Raw genomic sequence first — 17676 nt, 5'->3', positions numbered from 1 at the left:
AGCAGGCTCGCTCCCACAGGGGAAATACATTCCAACCTGTGGAAGCGAGCCTGCTCGCGAATGCTATCTGTCAGGCGATGAAGATCTGAAAGCCTTAGATCAGCGGCTCATCCGCCTTCTTCTGCTTCCAGCCATCATTGCCCGGCAGGATCAGGTTCAGCGCAATCGCCACCACCGCGCACAGCGCGATGCCTTTGAGGCCGAAGTCATCAGGACCGGTGCCGGTGCCAACCAGCACGCCGCCGATACCGAACACCAGCGTCACCGAAACAATCACCAGGTTGCGCGCTTCGCCCAGGTCGATCTTGTGGCGGATCAGGGTGTTCATGCCCACTGCCGCGATCGAACCGAACAGCAAGCACAGAATCCCGCCCATTACCGGCACCGGAATGCTTTGCAGCAGCGCGCCGAACTTGCCGATGAACGCCAGGGTGATGGCGAAGATCGCCGCCCAGGTCATGATTTTCGGGTTGTAGTTCTTGGTCAGCATCACCGCGCCGGTCACTTCGGCGTAAGTGGTGTTGGGCGGGCCACCGAACAGGCCGGCGGCCGTGGTGGCGATGCCGTCACCGAGCAGGGTGCGATGCAGGCCTGGCTTCTTCAGGTAATCGCGACCGGTCACGCTACCCACGGCAATCACGCCGCCGATGTGTTCGATCGCCGGGGCCAGCGCTACTGGAACAATGAACAGAATCGCCTGCCAGTTGAACTCGGGCGCGGTGAATTGCGGCAGAGCGAACCATGGCGCTGCAGCAATTTTCGCTGTGTCGACCACGCCGAAATAGAACGACATGGCAAAGCCCACCAGCACGCCGGAAATGATCGGCACCAGACGGAAGATGCCCTTGCCGAAGACCGCCACGATCAGCGTGGTCAGCAGCGCCGGCATGGAAATCATCATCGCCGTCTGATAGTGAATCAGCTCGGTGCCGTCGCCGGCCTTGCCCATCGCCATGTTCGCGGCAATCGGCGCCATGGCCAGGCCGATGGAAATGATTACCGGACCAATCACCACCGGTGGCAGCAGACGGTCAATGAAGCCGGTGCCTTTGATCTTCACGGCGAGGCCGAGGAAGGTGTAGACGAAACCGGCTGCCATCACCCCGCCCATGGTCGCGGCGAGGCCGAACTGGCCCTTGGCGAGAATGATCGGCGTGATGAAGGCGAAGCTCGACGCGAGGAACACCGGCACCTGACGTCCGGTGACGATCTGGAACAGGATCGTCCCCAGACCTGCGGTGAACAGTGCCACGTTCGGGTCCAGGCCGGTGATCAGCGGCATCAGCACCAAGGCGCCGAAGGCCACGAACAGCATCTGCGCGCCGGACAGCACCGTGCGCCAGAGCGGATCGTTGAACTCTTGCTGCATGGTCACGCGTCCTTCTGCTTGGTGCCGAAGATCTTGTCACCGGCGTCGCCAAGCCCAGGAATGATGTAGCCGTGCTCGTTCAAGCGTTCATCGATGGACGCGGTGTAGATGGTCACGTCCGGGTGCGCCTGTTCGACCGCAGCAATGCCTTCCGGCGCGGCCACCAGGACCATGGCGCGGATGTCGCGGCAACCGGCCTTTTTCAGCAGGTCGATGGTGGCAACCATGGAGCTGCCGGTGGCGAGCATCGGGTCGATGATCATCGCGAGGCGCTCGTCGATTTCCGGTACCAGTTTTTCCAGATAGGTGTGCGCTTGCAGGGTCTCTTCGTTGCGGGCAACGCCCACAGCGGAGACCTTGGCCCCCGGGATCAGGCTGAGCACGCCTTCGAGCATGCCGATACCGGCACGCAGGATCGGCACGACGGTGATCTTCTTGCCGGCGATCTTCTCCACCGACACGGTGCCGCACCAGCCGGCAATGTCGTAGGATTCGAGCGGCAGATCTTTTGTAGCTTCATAGGTCAACAGGGCGCCGACTTCCTGAGCGAGCTCGCGGAAATTCTTGGTGCTGATGTCAGCGCGGCGCATCAGGCCGAGTTTATGACGGATCAGCGGATGGCGGATCTCGAGGATGGGCATGGGAAAGGCTCCGGCGGCGGGCAAAAAAACCGGCCTAGATTAATCTATCCGAGGGTGATGTCCTATAGGACATTCTGTACGTTAGTCCATAAGAGCTTGATTCGACCTCGCGGGATGCGTACCTTTGCCCGCTTTTCCAATTCCGCCAACCCCTGGAGAGCGCCATGTCCGCTGATCTCGAGCATATCCGTCAAATCATGCGAGAGGCTGACTGCCTGTACACCGAATCTGAAGTCGAGGCGGCCATCGCCCGCGTCGGTGCACAAATCAACGAACAACTGGCTGACAGCAATCCGGTGGTTTTCTGCGTGATGAACGGCGGCCTGATCTTCTCCGGCAAACTGCTGACGCATCTGCAATTCCCGCTGGAAGCGTCCTACCTGCACGCGACCCGTTATCGCAACGAAACCAGCGGCGGCGACCTGTTCTGGAAAGCCAAGCCGGAAGTCTCGTTCATCGACCGCGACGTGCTGATCATCGACGACATCCTCGATGAAGGACACACCCTGGGCGCGATCATCGACTTCTGCAAACACGCCGGCGCACGCAAAGTGCACACCGCCGTGCTGATCGACAAGGACCACGACCGCAAGGCACGTCCTGACCTGAAAGCCGATTTCGTCGGCCTGCCATGCATCGACCGCTACATCTTCGGTTATGGCATGGACTACAAAGGCTACTGGCGCAACGCCAACGGGATTTACGCCGTTAAAGGCATGTAAGAACCTGCATTGCCCCCTGTGGGAGCGAGCCTGCTCGCGAATGCGATGTGTCAGTGACATTGATGTTGACTGACACGACGCTTTCGCGAGCAGGCTCGCTCCCACAGTTGTTTTTGTGTGTGCTGATCCTTGCGCGACAGCCATGCTAGAGTGCTCGGCCCCGCCTTCCGGAGCCTGTCATGAGCCTCTTGATCCGCAGTCTCGCCGCCCTGTTGCTGTCTCTCAGCCTGCCGTTGTCCGCTGCGCCGATGCACAGCCAGTTCCTGCCGCCGGACGATCTGACCCTGCGCGACGCTGAACCCGAGCAGCAGCAACTGCTGCAGGTCAGCGAGTATTCGGTGGTGGTCGGTGCGCAGCGCCAGTCCAATCAGCAGCCGATTCCGGTCACCTCATCCTTGTTGATCCGCCTCAAGGGCAAGTCTCTGAACAAAGGCGCGAACATCAACCAGGTGCTGGTGAGTTTCGACGGCGAAAGCAAGAGCCTGAAGAAACCGGCCTACGACGATAAAAGCAAAACCCTGACGCTGTTCTATCCGCTCGCTCAATACCGCGTGGTGATGGATCTGCTGCGCAACGACACGGTGTATGTGCAGTTCCTCAGTTATACCAACGGCCATATCTGGGCCGATTTGCACACCGGGGCGATTCGTCCGCGTTGAGCCGGGCGGTCGGGCAGGGGTAAACTGCCCGCCCCGTGTCATGTCTGCGAGCTGGAGTCGGCAATGCGTAAAGATAAGAAACAAGTGATTGGTGACGAGATCGGCGATGAGCAGATCAAGCTGTTCCTCGATTTTGAGCCGGTCGACGCCACTTCGCCGTCGCTGCACAAACTGATCAAGGCCTATCGCGGTTTGCGCATCGATGATTTCGAGCGCTTTCTGGGCTTCTTCGTTGCGGCGGGTTATGACGTTGATGGCAAGGATGAGCAGGGCAAGACCTTTGTTGACCTGATCGCCGATCAGCGCAACGCCCCGGACTACATCGAGCTGATCGAAAAGTCCCGCTCCTGAGATCAAAAGATCGCAGCCTGCGGCAGCTCCTACATGGGATTTATGTTGGCCCTGTAGGAGCTGCCGAAGGCTGCGATCTTTTGCTTTTCAAGGCCATAAAAAAACGCCCCGATCGGGGCGTTTTTTATGCCGCAAGATCAAGCGAAGCTTGGCGTCTCGCTGCTTTCTTCAACCAGTTCCAAAGCGATGTTGTTCTGCGTGTTGATCTTGCGATACAGCGCAGCATCGGTTTCCAGAACCTTTTCACGGGCCGGGAAGATCTCGGCCAGTTTGCTTGCCCACTCGCCTGACGCCTTGGCCGGGAAGCACTTCTCGATCAGCTCAAGCATGATCGAAACGGTCACCGACGCACCTGGCGAAGCGCCGAGCAGGGCAGCGAGGGAGCCGTCTTTCGCTGCGACCAGTTCGGTACCGAACTGCAGGATGCCGCCCTTTTTCGGGTCCTTCTTGATGATCTGCACCCGTTGGCCGGCCACTTCCAGGCGCCAGTCTTCGGCTTTCGCCTGCGGGTAGAAACGTCGCAGGGATTCCAGACGCTGTTCCATCGATTGCATCACTTCGCTGACCAGGTACTTGGTCAGGTCCATGTTGTTTTTCGCCACCGCCAGCATCGGCCCGATGTTGCCGGCGCGCACCGACATCGGCAGGTCCATGAAGGAGCCATGCTTGAGGAACTTGGTGGTGAAACCGGCGTATGGCCCGAACAGCAGGGATTTCTTGCCGTCGACGACGCGAGTGTCGAGGTGCGGCACCGACATCGGTGGCGAACCCACGGCTGCCTGGCTGTAGACCTTGGCCTGGTGGTGCTTGACCACTTCTGGGTTATCGCAACGCAGCCACTGGCCACTGATCGGGAAGCCGCCGAAGCCTTTGCTTTCTTCGATGCCCGAAGCCTGCAGCAACGGCAGGGCCGCGCCACCGGCACCGAGGAAGACAAACTTTGCGTCGACTTCGCGGGTGTTGCCGTTGTTGACGTCTTTGATGCTGACGGTCCAGCCGGCGCCGTTACGCTTGAGGCCGGTCACGCGCTTGCAGTATTTGACCTGGGTGTCCGGGGCGCTGCTCAGGTGCTTGAGCAACTGATTGGTCAGGGCGCCGAAGTTGACGTCGGTGCCGTTCATCACGCGGGTGGCGGCGAGGACTTCGTCGGGCGAGCGGCCCGGCATCATCAGCGGCATCCACTCGGCCATCTTGCCTTTGTCTTCGGTGTACTCCATGTCGGCAAACGCGTGGTGTTTGCTCAGGACATTGAAGCGCTCCTTGAGGAACGACACACCGCTCTCGCCCTGAACGAAACTCAGGTGCGGAACCGGGCTGATGAAGGATTTGCACGAGCCGAACGTGCCTTTTTTGGTCAGGTACGACCAGAACTGCTTCGACACCTCGAACTGGGTGTTGATGTGTACGGCTTTCTTGATGTCGACGCTGCCATCGGCGGCCTGCGGCGTGTAGTTCAGCTCGCACAGGCCGGCGTGACCGGTACCGGCGTTGTTCCACGGATTGGAACTCTCGGCGGCGCCGGAATCCATCAGCTCGACGACTTCCAGCTTGATCGCGGGGTCGAGCTCTTTGAGCAGTACGGCCAGGGTGGCACTCATGATGCCGGCCCCTACCAGAACTACGTCGACTGCTTCGTTATGCGCCATTTAACGCGTCTCCCAAATCTGCAGCACCAAATTGTCGGCATGGCTGCCAGGCGTTCCAGGGCAGGTCAGTGGGCCCGGGCTATCCGTGGTCAGGTGGGCCATGTCCGAATCTTCGCAATTTTTCGCAACTTCGACGGATGCGTGCGGCCTGGTTTCAAGCGTTCCATGAACGCATTTTCGCGCAGGGCTGGCAATTCGACTTATGGTCGAGTCATCCGTTTTCGTGCAACCAAATCCGTAGCGGACAGGCTTCAGGCTCCGATGTTCGAGGTATACCCGGTCCTGTGTCGTTGGGCTGTTTCAGACGCTAATGGTGCATGTTCAGACGCAAAACTATTCATTTGCTCGCCACACTCTTGTGAAGTTGTGAAAACCCGTTTTTTTCACGCTCTTTTGAAGACGTGAACCTCAAAAAGGGCTGCCTTGGCCTGGCACCTGCCCGCTAGGGCAAAACAACGCGGTGGCCGAGCGAATGACAGCTCTGCAGATTCGCGAAAAGCGGGTTTTTGCCGGAAGAACAGGCAAGCGCGCCAACTTCACTCGATCTGTGTGGGCGGCTCTCTGTGGGCGATTTTGATGTCGATGCATGCGCATTGACGCTGTTGCGGGGCCCGATCAGGAGACGTCCTTATAATCGGGGGGAGATTGTAGCGAAGAAATGCGCGCAGTTGCTCGTGTTTAATGACTTTTATTAGGCATCCGGTCAGATGCTCAACTGCACCTGACCCCGTGCGCGCATTTGTCGCGGTACGACCCGGGCGCTGGCGGGCAGCGGCTGGTTCAGCCAGGTCAGGCGGATTTCTTCGATTTCCACCCAGCCGTCGCCCATCGGTTGCAGGCTGCGCTGCTTGAAGGCCTGGCAATGACCGTTGCGGTCGAGCAGGGCAAAGCTGCGATGCAGCGGGCGTGGGGCGAACAGCGAGATCAGATAACGCATGGCAGAGTTCCTTGAAGGAGGACTGCTGTGAAGCTTGCCGGTGGGCCGTGACGTCGCGGTGTATGGACGGTGAAGAATGTGTGACAGGAACCGCTTTCGGCGGGGTTTGTCAGACATTTCAGTATTCACTGTGCGACGCTGGTTACGCGCAGTGGCCCACCGCTATACTGCCGGCCTGTTTGTGCCTGATTCTGGAGAGAAGAGCATGTTGCAACGCCTGTTGTTCGGTTTGATCACTGTCGCCGGTTTGACCCTCGCCGGCTGCGCCCACAGCCCGCAACAACTGAATCCGGAGCCGAAGCTGACCACGCAACTGCCAGCGGTCGGTCGCGGCCAGCCTGTCATCGTGCGTGTGGTCGACGGTCGTCCGTCGCCAACCCTCGGTACCCGTGGCGGTCTGTACCCGGAAACCAGCGCCATCACCGTGCAGCGCGAGCAGATCCTGCCGAAGCTGCAGGCCCAGGCCGAAGCCGCCGTGCGTCTGCTCGGCTTCACCCCGACCACCAGCGCACCTAACGCGCCGCAGCTGACCGTGACCCTGGCCGAGCTGAAATACCAGTCGCCGAAAGAAGGCATGTACGTGACCGAAGCCACCATCGGCGCGACCTTCCGCTCCGACGTGCAGAACGCCAACCGCCGTTACAGCGGCCGTTACGGTGCGTCGCTGGACCAGCGCTTCGGCATGGCGCCGAATCAGGAGACCAATACCAAACTGGTCAGCGATGTATTGAGTGACGCACTGACGCGTCTGTTCAAGGACCCGACCGTGGGTCAGGTGCTCGCTGAGTAAGCTTGCAGCGAGTATGAAAAAGCCCGGGGCCAGTGATGGTTCCGGGCTTTTTTGTGGCCGCATGTTTTGAATACCGCATAAACCTGCGGGAGCGAGCCTGCTCGCGAAAGCGCTGGCTCAGTCGAATCAATGTTGACTGACCCAATGCATTCGCGAGCAGGCTCGCTCCCACCGGGGGGATCTGCTGTGTTTCAGGCAGCCTGGGAATAGAAATCAAGCACGCTCACGCCAGTCAGCAAATCGGTCTCGGGCAAGTCCGCATGCTGATGCCCGCCCAGCGCGCAATACACCAGCCAGTGCCGATCCTGCACGTTGAAGGCAAGGCTGCCGACCAGGCTTTGCTGGTCGTCGTAAGGAGTGATGAGGTACAGGCGATCCTGGTTTTCCGCGTGCAGCATGTCGCATTCCATTCGGGTTTCGAGGCGCGCAGGGTGAAGCATCCACGTGACGATGCCATGACACAGGACAGCCATCGGTCGATTGTCAGGTTATTTGTCGCAAAGGCTGGGGCAGGGCGCCAGGGTTTGGGTAGAATCCGCGCCGCGGTCGTCGGTCTGGCGTCTGCCACACCGGTTAAGTTCGAGGTCTGTGATGTCGCTGCACTTGATGACGCTGTTTACCGCCCATCCCGCCAAATTGATCAACCTGCTGGCCTTGCTGCTGGCCTTTCCGGGCAGCTGGCTGCTGCACGCGACCCGCCGCCGAGAGCAACGCGCCCAGGCCAGTCTCGCCGCCCAGCGCCAGGCGCAGCCCAATGCCGAGCCGATGCTCGATTGGGCGACGTTGCGCATGAACCGGTTTTTCTATCGCTTCGGATTTGCTTGCCTGGGGCTTGCTTTGATCGTCTCCTGGATCAGCACCCGCTTTTAAAAGCAAAAGATCGCAGCCTTCGGCAGCTCCTACAGGACGTACATCATTCCCATGTAGGAGCTGCCGAAGGCTGCGATCTTTTGATCTTGCTGTTGCTTTACAGCGGCAATCCAGCCTTGACCCGATACTGATTACGCACCGGCGTCGCATATTGCAGCACCAGATACGGACGATGCTCAGCGGGGCAGGCGTCCAGACGGCTTTGCCATTCATCCTGCGCCTTGGCCAGTTCGTCAGCCGGGAACACCTCGGCCGCCGTTGGCACATTCAGTTGCGGATCGGCATCCGCCCACTGCGCGTACGCCAGATAATGCACCGGGAACAACCGGTAGCCGCCGAGAATCTGCTTGTCCATTTCGATCGCCAATTGCTTGGTGTCCTCGAACACCTCAGTGATCGGCGCGGCAAAGTTCACGTGCACGCGACCCTTGTAGCCGGTGATGCCCTTGGCAATGCTCACGTCATCCTCGCCCGGCGCCTTGGCGTAGGTGCCGGTGGTGGCGCGGATGTAGAGTTCGCGGGCCTTGGCCTGGTCGCAGGGGTCGTACTCATAGCTGATCGACACCGGCGTCACGTTGAGCGAGCGGATCACTTCGCCGAACGGCTCGTCCTTGCGGCTCATGTGGAACATCTTGAGGATCGCCGACTCGGTGCGGTCGTCGCCGTCCTTCGCCCGACCTTCAGCCTGAGCAATCCAGATCGAGGCGCAATCGTTGCGGATCGAGTGATTGATGTACGCCGACAGCAATTGATACGCAGCCATTTTCTCGCGACGGCCGGTGATCGAACGGTGGACGATGAAGCTCTTGTTCAAGCGCATCAGGTCACTGACAAACGGCTTTTGCAGCAGGTTGTCGCCAATCGCGATGCGCGGCGTCGGCAGGCCGGCGTGGTACACGGCGTAGTTGACGAAGGCCGGGTCCATGACGATATCCCGGTGGTTGGCGATGAACAGGTAGGCGCTGCCGGACTTGAACTGCTCGACACCGGTATACGTCACGCCGTCGGTGGCGCGCTCGATGGTGTGGTCGACGTAGAACTCGACTTTGTCCTGTAAGGTAGCCACGGAATTCACGTCGGCAAACTCACGACGCAGCCGATGGGCTATAAGAGGTTTGAGCATCCAGCCGAAGGCACCGGCAAAACGCGGGAAGCGGAAGTGGGTGAGGATATCTAGAAACGCCTTGTCGCCGAGCAGCCTTGCCAGTACCGCAGGTACTTCGCTGTCGTCGTAAGGTCGGATGGCATCGAATTCGCCCATCATGCTCTCTTGTTGGAAACGGCTAGGGTAAGTAAAGGGTTTGATCGAAAACCCGCGGGGCACGGTCTGAAAAGTAGCCAGACAAAAATAGCCCTGCAAATAGACCGGCGATTATACGCACAAGTCACTTGGGAGACCGCGATGCTGGAAGATGCACGGTATGAATGTCCGTATTGCGGTGAGGAAGTCGAGACCACGCTGGATTTGTCCGGCGGCGATCAAACGTATATCGAGGATTGCCAGGTGTGCTGTCGTCCGATCACGTTCGTCCTGCAAGTACATGAGGACGAGTGGCATCTGGAAGTCTTCAGCGAAAACGAGTGAGGGCCGCGTATGCAGCGCATCTACGAACCGGCGAACCTGATGGAAGGCGAGATGCTCAAGGGCATGCTCGCCAACGAAGGAATCGAGGCGCACCTGATCGGCTGTGATCTGGTGGGCGGTACGGGTGAACTGCCGATCTTCGGCCTGCTCGGGCTGTCGGTGGATAACGATCAGGCCGAATACGCCCGCGAGCTGATCAACTTGTACAATGCCGCGCTGCCGCTGCACGGCGACGAACCGGAGAGCTTCCCCGGGACGCTGGTCTGTTAGGCTGGCGCTGGTTTTATTCAGAGTTATGTTGCCCCATGTGTGGACGTTATGCCCTGTTTCGCTGGAACCGCGACTTTGCGGCCCTGCCAGGTTTTCCCGCCGATCAACAGGCGCAGTGGAACATTTCCCCCAATGATTCGGTGTTGATGCTGCGTGCCGACGAAGACGGCCAGCGCACGTTGGCCCGTGCGCGCTGGGGCCTGACACCGCCGTGGCTGACCGATCTGTCGAAGACCCCGGCCCATGCTCGCGCCGAAACCGTGGCCGAGCAGCCGATGTTTCGTGAGGCGCTGCGTCTGCGGCGTTGCCTGCTGCCGGCCAACGGTTTCTACGAATGGCGCGGTACCCAGCGCAAGCGGCCGTACTGGTTGACGCCGGGGGAGGGCTCGTCGTTGTTTTTCGCCGCGATCTGGGAAGCGTATCCGGTGCAGGAACAGGTCTGGCTGAGCACGGCAGTGATCACTCAATCGGCGGCGAGTCAGCGGCGACCGTTGATTCTCGATGAAGCGGGGCAGGCTGCCTGGCTTGATCCCGAAACGCCGCTTCATGTTTTGCAGGGTTTGCTCGCCAGTGAACCGGCGGCGCTGCGTGAGCGGGTGTTGGCGAATCTGGTGAATGATCCGAAGTTGAACGGGCCGGAGTGTTTGACCCCGGCTTGATGAGTGATCTGTGCCGGCGTATTCGCGAGCAGGCTCGCTCCCACAGGGGAATGCAATCCAACTGTGAGGGCGAGCCTGCTCGCGATGAGGATCTAAAGATCAAACCTTGAACTGATTGATCAACCGCCGCTGCTGCTCGGCCAGTTTGGTCAAGCCGGCGCTCGCCGAGCTCGATTCATCCGCACCGCCCGCCACTTCATTCGCCACCTGACCGATGTTGATCACGTTGCGGTTGATGTCGTCGGCCACTGCGCTTTGCTCTTCCGCCGCACTGGCGATCTGCGTGTTCATGTCGTTGATCACCGACACCGCTTGAGTGATCGTTTCCAGCGCTTCGGCCGCTTTCGCCGCGTGCTGCACGCTTTCGTCGGTGCGGTTCTGGCTGTCTTCCATGACGCGCACCACATCGCGGGTGCCCTGTTGCAACTGCTGGATCATGCTCTGGATTTCTTCGGTGGCCTTCTGGGTTTTCTGCGCCAGATTGCGCACCTCGTCGGCGACCACGGCAAAACCACGACCCTGCTCGCCGGCGCGCGCGGCTTCGATTGCCGCGTTCAGTGCCAGCAGGTTGGTCTGTTCGGCGATGCCGCGAATCGCAGTGAGGATGGCGTTGATGTTTTCGCTGTCCTTGGCCAGCGTCTGCACCACCTCGACAGCCTTGCCGATTTCCACCGCCAGTACGCCAATCGAATTCGAGGTGTCGCGCACGATCTGCATGCCCTGGCTGGCGGCCTGATCGGCGTGGCTTGCCGCTTGTGCTGCCTGGGTCGCGTTGCGCGCCACGTCCTGGGCGGTGGCGGTCATTTCCTGCACCGCTGTCGCCACTTGATCGATTTCGGCCATTTGTTTCTGCACGCCGATGTTGGTGCGGATGGCGATGTCGGCGGTGTGTTCCGAGGAATCGCTGACGCTCTGCACCGAGGTCACCACCTGGGTAATCATCGCCTGCAACTTCGCGAGGAAAGTGTTGAAGCCTTTGGCAATCGAGCCCAATTCGTCGCTGCGGTCACTGCTCAAACGCCGGGTCAGATCGCCTTCGCCCTGAGCGATGTCATCAAGCATGGCGACCATTTGCTTGAGTGGCCGCGCGATGCCGTGACCCACCAGCCAGATCACCAGCAGGCCGATGCCGGCGATGATCAGGCCGACCATGGCCATGCCGAAGGTGTCGGATTTGCGCTGGGCATCAAGATCAGCCTGGAGGTTTTGCAGATCGGCCATGACGGCGTTGAGCGGCAATTGCAGCATCAGTGTCCAGCGTGCGTCGGTCTGGCCGATGCCGAACGGCAGGTACAGTTCGATGCGGCCCTTGGCCTGATTCACCGAATAGGTGACCTCGTCGCGCTTGAGGTTGGCGAGATTGCTGGCCTGTTCGGCGTCGAGGATGTCGCTGACTTTTTCACCAAATTTGCTCGAGTCCTTGGTGTAGGCAACGATCCGCCCGTTGCCGCCGACCAGCGCCATTTCACCGGCACCGCTGTAGAGTTTCTGGTTGGCGGCAAGGAGCATGTCCTGAATGAAGTTCACCGAGAGGTCGGCGCCGACGATGCCCTGGAACGCCCCGTTGACCATGATCGGTTCAATGAACGAGGCGAGCATGACGATCTTGTCGCCGACCTTGTACGGTGCCGGGTCGATCACGCAGGCTTTCTTCGTCTCTTTCGAGCACAGGTAGTACTCGCTGGCGCGCACCCCGGTGGACAAGGTTTTCTGATCGTCGACATCGGCCAGTTTGTCCACGCCCAGACTGCCGTCGGTATTGCGGAACCACCACGGCAAAAAGCGCCCGGTGGCCGGATCGATACCGACCACGGCGCTGCCGATGTAGGCCGCGTCATTGTGGTCCAGTGCGTTTTTTTCCCAGCCGATGTAGGTGCCGAGAACCTTCGGGTTCTTTTCTACGTTTTCCTTGATCAGGCTGATCAGTTGCTCGCGGCTGACGCTCAGGCGCGGCTGGCCGTCGGCGCCGGTTGTACCGAGCAGGGCGTTGACGCGCACCAGGCCGCCGGCAATCAGCAGCGGCGCTTCGAGTTCGCGCTGGATCTGGCTGACCTGGGTCTGCGCCAGCGAGGTCAGGCGCTGTTCGATGACTTGCTCGAACTGCGCCTGGGTGCGCTGTTGCACCATTTCTTGAGTGCGGGCGCCGGAGAACAGCGCGTACAGCACCAGCGCCGCGACCACGCTGAGAACGATGGCGCCGGCCAGGGCGGCGACGGAAAACTGGATCGACTTGAACTTCATGGGAGCTCCGCACGCAAGAGGACAATCTGCGAGGGATTTATCGGCGGGGTGTGCGGGGCCATGAGAGACGTTGGTCGGAATCGCCGCGCGATGTCGCTGATGGATCGGTGCACGGCGGATTCAATGCGCGTCGAGGAATTTCCAGCCAGTCTTGCGGCCTTAGGTGGATGTACGCGCAATGCGTCCGTTGTATCTGGCGCCAATACAATTAGCCGCCTAGGATACGCCTCAGGTTTTCAGGGAGCTTTTGAATGAACAAGACATTAGTGGTAAGTGCTTTGAGCGCAGCGCTGTTGCTGGCCGGTTGTCAGTCGGTCAACACCACCAGCGGCGGCGCCGTGGGTGTGGAGCGCAAGCAGTACATGTTCAGCATGCTGTCCTCGCAAGAGGTCGATCAGATGTACGCGCAGTCGTATCAGAAGACTGTCGGCGAGGCGTCGAGCAAAGGTGTGCTGGACAAGACCAGCCCGGAAGCCAAACGCGTGCAGACCATCGCCAACCGCTTGATCGCCCAGGCGCCGACCTTCCGCCCGGACGCGGCGCAGTGGCAATGGGAAGTCAATCTGATCAAGAGCGATGAGCTCAACGCCAACTGCGGTCCCGGCGGCAAGATCATTTTCTACACCGGGCTGATCGACAGCCTGAAACTCACCGACGATGAGATCGCTGCGGTCATGGGCCATGAAATCGCCCACGCCCTGCGCGAGCACGGCCGTGAGGCGATGTCCAAAGCCTATGGCATGGAAATGGCCAAGCAGGGCGCCGGTGCTTTGTTCGGTCTGGGCCAGGACAGCCTGGCGCTGGCCGACACCGTGGCCAACTACGGCATGACCTTGCCCAACAGCCGCGCCAACGAAAACGAAGCTGACCTGATCGGCCTGGAACTGGCCGCCCGCGCCGGCTACAACCCGAACGCGGCGATCACCCTGTGGGACAAGATGAGCAAGGCTTCCGAAGGCGCGCCACCGGAATTCATGAGCACTCACCCGGCATCGAGCAGCCGCATTGCTGCGTTGCAGGCAGCCATTCCGAAGGTGATGCCGTTGTACGAAAAAGCCCCGAAGTCCTGAATAGAGCAGTTACAAGCTTCAAGCGGCAAGCTACAAGTCAAAGCAGACTCGCTGGGCTTGCAGCTTGCAGCTTGCAGCTTGCAGCTTGCAGCTTGCAGCTGCTTCAAACCCAGCCACTGCTCTGCATCGCTTTATAAACCGCAACAATCGCCAGAATCATGAACGCCGAAGCCGCGAGGCGGCGGATCAGGGTCAGCGGCAGTTTCTCTGCGGCAAAATTACCCGCCAATACCACCGGCACGTTGGCAATCAGCATGCCCACGGTGGTGCCGATGATCACCAGCCAAAGTTCCGGATATTGAGCGGCGAGCATCACCGTGGCGATCTGCGTCTTGTCGCCGATTTCCGCGAGGAAGAACGCGATCAGTGTGGTCAGAAACGGCCCGAACTTGCGCGCCGTGCTGGCTTCGTCGTCATCCATTTTGTCCGGGACCAGGGTCCACAGTGCCGTGGCGGCGAAGCTGGCGGCGAGGATCCAGTGCAGAACGGCGTCGGAGAAGAAACTGCCGACCCAGGCACCTACCGCACCGGCTGCTGCGTGGTTGGCCAAAGTCGCGGCGACAATCCCGGCGATGATCGGCCAGGGTTTGCGAAAGCGAGCGGCGAGAATCAGCGCGAGCAGTTGCGTCTTGTCGCCGATTTCGGCCAAGGCAACGATAGCGGTGGGAACGAGTAACGAGTCCAGCATCAGGGATTTCCTAAGGGGCGGGTCGACACGGCTATGACACGTACAGCCTTCCCGCCCCGGGTAAGGTGTGCGTGTCATAGGTCTTGTCAAACCCTGCGATCCGTCTGGTGCGGACGCTTGGGTCGCATACGCCATGATCTGAGGATCAAGTATGTTGACGTATGCCGGACGAGCTTGGCGCTCGTGGGAGACTACTCCCCTAGGACGGAGCGGATTCTGCCTAGGCAAATCCGATTGGGCAAGAACAAATTTTCAACCGCGCTTGGCCCGGTAAATCCGGAAACCATTGCCTTCAGCCTTGATCGCACACACGCCCAAGTGCTCCTCGATCAGCGGTTGATACTTGAGAAAGCTGTTCGCCACAAGGCGCAGTTCGCCACCGTTTTTCAGATGTTTCGCTGCTTTTCGCAGCAGGTTCTCCGTAGCGAAATAATCGGTGTGCACGCCGACATGGAACGGCGGATTGCTCAGAATCGCGCTCAAACCCATCGGCGCGGCGTCGATGCCGTCGCCGGTCAGCACTTCGGCTTCCAGGCCATTGGCAGCCAGGGTCAGACGGCTGCTGGCGGCGGCGAACGCGTCGACATCCAGCAACGTCACCTGATTGTGCGGATAGCGACGTTTCACCGCAGCCCCGAGCACGCCGGCGCCGCAACCGAAGTCGAGCAGATGGCCGCTCGGCAGTTTGTCCAGATGCTCCAGCAGCAGGGCGCTGCCGCGATCCAGTCGACCGTGGCTGAACACGCCCGGCAGGCTGATGACTTTCAACGGCCCTTCGGCCAGCGGCAGTTCGTAAGTCTGCGCCAGGCTTTCCAGTGGTTTCGCTTCAGGTGCATTGGCCACGGTGACTTGCCAGAGCTGGCAGTGGCGGGCACTGTCGAGTTTGCGTGGCTTGCCGAACGGATTGAGCTGCTTGGATGCGCCTTCGATGCCGCTGCGTTTTTCCCCGACCAGAAACACCTCACACCCGGCCAGACGCGACGCCACGGCGTTGAGGATGTAATCGGTCAGGTCCTTGGATTTGGGCAGAAACACCACAGCGCTGTCGAACTCACGCTCGGGCACGTTCACGCCGAACTGGCTGCGGCCCTCGAAACGCGCGTCCAGTGCGGCTTGATCGCCAGCGTGCCAGCACCAGCCGAATGCGTTGGGCAGGCGTCCGAGCAAATCATCGGCGGGCAGGCCGGCCAACAGCAGCGAACCCTGGAATAACTCGGCCTGACGAAGCAGTACTTCACTGCGCGGATCCATAACTGCTCCTTGAAAAAAGTGCCGCAGTTTATCAACTGACGACCCGCAGCGCCTCACCGCTGAAGAACGCCTGGGCGTTTTCGCTCAGTTGCCCGACGATACGCTGGCGTGCCTCGCGGCTGCCCCAGGCGTTGTGCGGGGTGACGATCAGGCGCGGGATATCGGCGGCGAGCAGCGGATTGCCCTGGGTCGGTGGCTCGACACTCAACACGTCGGTGGCCGCACCGCCGAGGTGACCGCTGCGCAAAGCGTCGGCCAGCGCCTGCTCATCGATCAGGCCGCCCCGGGCGGTATTGACCACAAATGCGCCAGGCTTCATCGAGGCCAGTTCGCGGGCACCGATGAAATGCCGGGTGTGCTCGTTGAGCGGGCAGTGCAGGGTGAGCGCGTCGATCTGCGGCAGCAGTTCTTCCAGCGGCAAGCGATCCGGCCGAGCCGGGCGCCCGGGAATCTGCCCGAGCAATACACGCATGCCGAACGCTTCGGCCAACCGCGCCACGGCGCCACCAAGTTCGCCATGCCCGAGCAGGCCGAGGGTTTTGCCTTGCAGTTCGACGATCGGGTAGTCGAGCAGACAGAACTGTTTCGCCTGTTGCCAGCGGCCTGCGCCCACAGCTTTCCGGTAATCGGCCAGGCGCGTGGCGAGGTTGAGCAGCAGCATGATCGTGTGTTGCGCCACCGACGGTGTGCCGTAAGCCTGGCAATTGCACACGGTGATGCCGTGGGCGCTGGCGGCGGTGAGGTCAACATTGTTGGTGCCGGTGGCGCTGATCAGGACCAGTTTCAGCTGCGGGTTGGCAGCCATGGCAGCAGCGTCGATCACGACCTTGTTGGTGATCGCCACTCCGGCGCCTTGCAGGCGTTCGCTGACCTGTTCCGGCAAAGTCTGGGCGAACAGCTGCAAGTCGCTGAAGCATTCGCGCAACGGACCGAGGTCCAGATCGCCGAGATCCAGCGAAGGGTGATCAAGGAATACCGCGCGGCGCGTGTTCGTCATCAACTGTACCTTTTGTGCTGTGAGCGGAGGGCGTACTCTGCCGAGCCTACCAGATGAAACAAATCGTTACGCTGACCCCGCAGCGGACACATAACCTTGTGGCGAGGGGATTTATCCCCGTTCGGCTGCGCAGCAGTCGCAAAATCACTGCCTGCGGGCCAGGCAGAAGTTTTTGGCGCTGCTTCGCAACCCATCGGGGATAAATCCCCTCGCCACAGGACTGCGTTCTTTTCAGATTTTTTATTGACCAAGCTGCCCCAAAGGAGCCCCCATGTACTGGACCGAGTTCTTGACCGTTGCCCTGATCCATCTGCTCGCCGTGGCCAGCCCCGGGCCGGACTTTGCCGTGGTCGTGCGTGAGAGCGTGACCCACGGGCGCCGCGCCGGCACCTGGACCGCGCTGGGCGTGGGCTCGGCGATTTTCCTGCATGTCGGCTATTCGTTGCTCGGCATCGGTCTGATCGTGTCGCAGTCGATCGTGCTGTTCAACGCGCTGAAGTGGGCGGCGGCGGCTTACCTGCTGTACATCGGCTTCAAGGCCTTGCGCGCACAACCGGCGAAAACCGTCACCGATGAATTGCACCGGGAAACCGGCGTACGCACCGCGCGGGGCGCGTTTACCTCGGGCTTCGTCACCAACGGCCTGAACCCGAAAGCCACGCTGTTTTTTCTCTCGCTGTTCACCGTGGTGATCAACCCGCACACACCGCTGGCCGTGCAGGCCGGTTACGGCGTTTACCTGGCGGTGGCGACGGCGATCTGGTTCTGCCTGGTGGCGATGTTGTTCAGCCAACACCGCGTGCGCGCCGGCTTCGCGCGCATGGGCCACTGGTTCGACCGCACCATGGGCGCGGTGCTGATTGCTCTCGGCGTGAAAATCGCGTTCACCGAGATGCATTGAGAACTGGAACACATCAATCCCTGTGGGAG

20 protein-coding genes, 1 pseudogene and 1 riboswitch are annotated in these 17676 nt (G+C 60.6%); of the genes and pseudogenes, 10 read left to right on the top strand and 11 right to left on the bottom strand.

Annotated features, from left to right (window positions below):
* Positions 1-94 precede the first annotated feature (94 nt).
* Together FEE99_RS27430 and upp are read right to left on the bottom strand one after the other, a co-directional pair.
* Positions 95-1369: a uracil-xanthine permease family protein gene (locus FEE99_RS27430; protein ID WP_041479987.1), complete on the bottom strand. Its 1275-nt coding sequence runs from the start codon at positions 1367-1369 to the stop codon at positions 95-97.
* Between the two features lie 2 nt (positions 1370-1371).
* Positions 1372-2010, bottom strand: coding sequence for a uracil phosphoribosyltransferase (gene upp / locus FEE99_RS27425; RefSeq protein WP_024014279.1), 639 nt, complete (start codon positions 2008-2010; stop codon positions 1372-1374).
* 164 nt (positions 2011-2174) lie between these two features.
* On the opposite strand from upp, the gene FEE99_RS27420 reads away from it, so the two are divergent.
* The 3 genes from FEE99_RS27420 to FEE99_RS27410 all read left to right on the top strand — a co-directional run bounded on the left by FEE99_RS27420 (position 2175) and on the right by FEE99_RS27410 (position 3742).
* Entirely contained in the window at positions 2175-2732 is a 558-nt protein-coding gene (locus tag FEE99_RS27420) for a hypoxanthine-guanine phosphoribosyltransferase (protein WP_016773231.1), read from the top strand.
* 179 nt (positions 2733-2911) lie between these two features.
* Positions 2912-3391: a hypothetical protein gene (locus FEE99_RS27415; RefSeq protein ID WP_041479986.1), complete on the top strand. Its 480-nt coding sequence runs from the start codon at positions 2912-2914 to the stop codon at positions 3389-3391.
* 63 nt (positions 3392-3454) lie between these two features.
* Positions 3455-3742: a PA4642 family protein gene (locus FEE99_RS27410; RefSeq protein WP_041479985.1), complete on the top strand. Its 288-nt coding sequence runs from the start codon at positions 3455-3457 to the stop codon at positions 3740-3742.
* 137 nt (positions 3743-3879) lie between these two features.
* On the opposite strand, the gene mqo is transcribed toward FEE99_RS27410, so the two are convergent.
* Together mqo and FEE99_RS27400 are read right to left on the bottom strand one after the other, a co-directional pair.
* Entirely contained in the window at positions 3880-5388 is a 1509-nt protein-coding gene (gene mqo, locus FEE99_RS27405) for a malate dehydrogenase (quinone) (protein WP_024014277.1), read from the bottom strand.
* Between the two features lie 703 nt (positions 5389-6091).
* A complete protein-coding gene (locus tag FEE99_RS27400; RefSeq protein ID WP_064361241.1) occupies positions 6092-6325 on the bottom strand; it encodes a hypothetical protein in 234 nt (77 codons plus the stop codon).
* A 205-nt stretch (positions 6326-6530) separates the two neighbouring features.
* Between FEE99_RS27400 and FEE99_RS27395 the strand changes: the two genes are divergently transcribed.
* Complete coding sequence (locus FEE99_RS27395; RefSeq protein WP_039761315.1) at positions 6531-7115, top strand: YajG family lipoprotein; 585 nt, start codon at positions 6531-6533, stop codon at positions 7113-7115.
* 191 nt (positions 7116-7306) lie between these two features.
* Here FEE99_RS27395 and FEE99_RS27390 read toward each other — a convergent pair whose 3' ends face one another.
* Positions 7307-7513, bottom strand: a complete 207-nt coding sequence (locus tag FEE99_RS27390) for a hypothetical protein (RefSeq protein ID WP_016770662.1) — start codon at positions 7511-7513, stop codon at positions 7307-7309.
* A gap of 193 nt (positions 7514-7706) precedes the next feature.
* Between FEE99_RS27390 and FEE99_RS27385 the strand changes: the two genes are divergently transcribed.
* Positions 7707-7985: a hypothetical protein gene (locus FEE99_RS27385; protein ID WP_016770663.1), complete on the top strand. Its 279-nt coding sequence runs from the start codon at positions 7707-7709 to the stop codon at positions 7983-7985.
* 97 nt (positions 7986-8082) lie between these two features.
* On the opposite strand, the gene FEE99_RS27380 is transcribed toward FEE99_RS27385, so the two are convergent.
* Complete coding sequence (locus tag FEE99_RS27380) at positions 8083-9249, bottom strand: 1-acyl-sn-glycerol-3-phosphate acyltransferase (protein WP_041479984.1); 1167 nt, start codon at positions 9247-9249, stop codon at positions 8083-8085.
* 138 nt (positions 9250-9387) lie between these two features.
* On the opposite strand from FEE99_RS27380, the gene FEE99_RS27375 reads away from it, so the two are divergent.
* The 3 genes from FEE99_RS27375 to FEE99_RS27365 are packed head-to-tail and all read left to right on the top strand — an operon-like array spanning position 9388 to position 10499.
* Positions 9388-9570: a CPXCG motif-containing cysteine-rich protein gene (locus tag FEE99_RS27375; protein ID WP_041479983.1), complete on the top strand. Its 183-nt coding sequence runs from the start codon at positions 9388-9390 to the stop codon at positions 9568-9570.
* Between the two features lie 9 nt (positions 9571-9579).
* Positions 9580-9840, top strand: coding sequence for a putative signal transducing protein (locus FEE99_RS27370; protein ID WP_041479982.1), 261 nt, complete (start codon positions 9580-9582; stop codon positions 9838-9840).
* A gap of 35 nt (positions 9841-9875) precedes the next feature.
* Positions 9876-10499 carry an SOS response-associated peptidase gene (locus FEE99_RS27365; protein WP_039761324.1) on the top strand — a complete coding sequence of 208 codons (624 nt, stop codon included), beginning with the start codon at positions 9876-9878 and terminating at the stop codon, positions 10497-10499.
* Positions 10500-10598: 99 nt separating this feature from the next.
* On the opposite strand, the gene FEE99_RS27360 is transcribed toward FEE99_RS27365, so the two are convergent.
* Together FEE99_RS27360 and FEE99_RS27355 are read right to left on the bottom strand one after the other, a co-directional pair.
* Positions 10599-11303, bottom strand: a complete 705-nt coding sequence (locus FEE99_RS27360) for a methyl-accepting chemotaxis protein (protein ID WP_370695149.1) — start codon at positions 11301-11303, stop codon at positions 10599-10601.
* Between the two features lie 198 nt (positions 11304-11501).
* Positions 11502-11561 (bottom strand): annotated as a pseudogene (locus FEE99_RS27355) (hypothetical protein); the annotation flags it as partial.
* 1430 nt (positions 11562-12991) lie between these two features.
* On the opposite strand from FEE99_RS27355, the gene FEE99_RS27350 reads away from it, so the two are divergent.
* Entirely contained in the window at positions 12992-13810 is an 819-nt protein-coding gene (locus tag FEE99_RS27350; protein ID WP_016773242.1) for a M48 family metallopeptidase, read from the top strand.
* A 103-nt stretch (positions 13811-13913) separates the two neighbouring features.
* Here the strand turns inward: FEE99_RS27350 and FEE99_RS27345 are convergent, their stop codons facing one another.
* From FEE99_RS27345 to FEE99_RS27335, 3 genes are all read right to left on the bottom strand, one after another.
* The gene (locus tag FEE99_RS27345) at positions 13914-14498 is read right to left on the bottom strand and encodes a TMEM165/GDT1 family protein (protein ID WP_041479980.1); all 585 of its coding nucleotides are present in this window, start codon (positions 14496-14498) and stop codon (positions 13914-13916) included.
* Positions 14499-14586: 88 nt separating this feature from the next.
* A riboswitch (yybP-ykoY riboswitch) is annotated at positions 14587-14711 on the bottom strand.
* A 39-nt stretch (positions 14712-14750) separates the two neighbouring features.
* The gene (locus tag FEE99_RS27340) at positions 14751-15749 is read right to left on the bottom strand and encodes a class I SAM-dependent methyltransferase (RefSeq protein WP_041479979.1); all 999 of its coding nucleotides are present in this window, start codon (positions 15747-15749) and stop codon (positions 14751-14753) included.
* Positions 15750-15780: 31 nt separating this feature from the next.
* Positions 15781-16746, bottom strand: a complete 966-nt coding sequence (locus FEE99_RS27335; protein ID WP_041479978.1) for a 2-hydroxyacid dehydrogenase — start codon at positions 16744-16746, stop codon at positions 15781-15783.
* Between the two features lie 271 nt (positions 16747-17017).
* Between FEE99_RS27335 and FEE99_RS27330 the strand changes: the two genes are divergently transcribed.
* Positions 17018-17647: a LysE family translocator gene (locus FEE99_RS27330; protein ID WP_041479977.1), complete on the top strand. Its 630-nt coding sequence runs from the start codon at positions 17018-17020 to the stop codon at positions 17645-17647.
* Positions 17648-17676: the final 29 nt, after the last annotated feature.

The organism is Pseudomonas sp. ef1 (genome assembly GCF_007293365.2).
Classification (GTDB): Bacteria; Pseudomonadota; Gammaproteobacteria; order Pseudomonadales; family Pseudomonadaceae; genus Aquipseudomonas; species Aquipseudomonas siliginis.
Note: the sequence above shows the minus strand (reverse complement) of the source record. Positions and strands in the feature narration are given on the sequence as shown.

Coding starts and splice junctions, on each gene's coding strand:
- FEE99_RS27345 (WP_041479980.1), bottom strand. CDS start 14,498: ATGCTGGACTCGTTACTCGTTCCCACCGCTATCGTTGCCTTGGCCGAA.
- FEE99_RS27430 (WP_041479987.1), bottom strand. CDS start 1,369: ATGCAGCAAGAGTTCAACGATCCGCTCTGGCGCACGGTGCTGTCCGGC.
- upp (WP_024014279.1), bottom strand. CDS start 2,010: ATGCCCATCCTCGAGATCCGCCATCCGCTGATCCGTCATAAACTCGGC.
- FEE99_RS27390 (WP_016770662.1), bottom strand. CDS start 7,513: ATGCTGCACGCGGAAAACCAGGATCGCCTGTACCTCATCACTCCTTAC.
- FEE99_RS27340 (WP_041479979.1), bottom strand. CDS start 15,749: ATGGATCCGCGCAGTGAAGTACTGCTTCGTCAGGCCGAGTTATTCCAG.
- FEE99_RS27335 (WP_041479978.1), bottom strand. CDS start 16,746: ATGACGAACACGCGCCGCGCGGTATTCCTTGATCACCCTTCGCTGGAT.
- mqo (WP_024014277.1), bottom strand. CDS start 5,388: ATGGCGCATAACGAAGCAGTCGACGTAGTTCTGGTAGGGGCCGGCATC.
- FEE99_RS27370 (WP_041479982.1), top strand. CDS start 9,580: ATGCAGCGCATCTACGAACCGGCGAACCTGATGGAAGGCGAGATGCTC.
- FEE99_RS27400 (WP_064361241.1), bottom strand. CDS start 6,325: ATGCGTTATCTGATCTCGCTGTTCGCCCCACGCCCGCTGCATCGCAGC.
- FEE99_RS27330 (WP_041479977.1), top strand. CDS start 17,018: ATGTACTGGACCGAGTTCTTGACCGTTGCCCTGATCCATCTGCTCGCC.
- FEE99_RS27395 (WP_039761315.1), top strand. CDS start 6,531: ATGTTGCAACGCCTGTTGTTCGGTTTGATCACTGTCGCCGGTTTGACC.
- FEE99_RS27375 (WP_041479983.1), top strand. CDS start 9,388: ATGCTGGAAGATGCACGGTATGAATGTCCGTATTGCGGTGAGGAAGTC.
- FEE99_RS27420 (WP_016773231.1), top strand. CDS start 2,175: ATGTCCGCTGATCTCGAGCATATCCGTCAAATCATGCGAGAGGCTGAC.
- FEE99_RS27365 (WP_039761324.1), top strand. CDS start 9,876: ATGTGTGGACGTTATGCCCTGTTTCGCTGGAACCGCGACTTTGCGGCC.
- FEE99_RS27360 (WP_370695149.1), bottom strand. CDS start 11,303: ATGACCGCCACCGCCCAGGACGTGGCGCGCAACGCGACCCAGGCAGCA.
- FEE99_RS27385 (WP_016770663.1), top strand. CDS start 7,707: ATGTCGCTGCACTTGATGACGCTGTTTACCGCCCATCCCGCCAAATTG.
- FEE99_RS27380 (WP_041479984.1), bottom strand. CDS start 9,249: ATGATGGGCGAATTCGATGCCATCCGACCTTACGACGACAGCGAAGTA.
- FEE99_RS27415 (WP_041479986.1), top strand. CDS start 2,912: ATGAGCCTCTTGATCCGCAGTCTCGCCGCCCTGTTGCTGTCTCTCAGC.
- FEE99_RS27350 (WP_016773242.1), top strand. CDS start 12,992: ATGAACAAGACATTAGTGGTAAGTGCTTTGAGCGCAGCGCTGTTGCTG.
- FEE99_RS27410 (WP_041479985.1), top strand. CDS start 3,455: ATGCGTAAAGATAAGAAACAAGTGATTGGTGACGAGATCGGCGATGAG.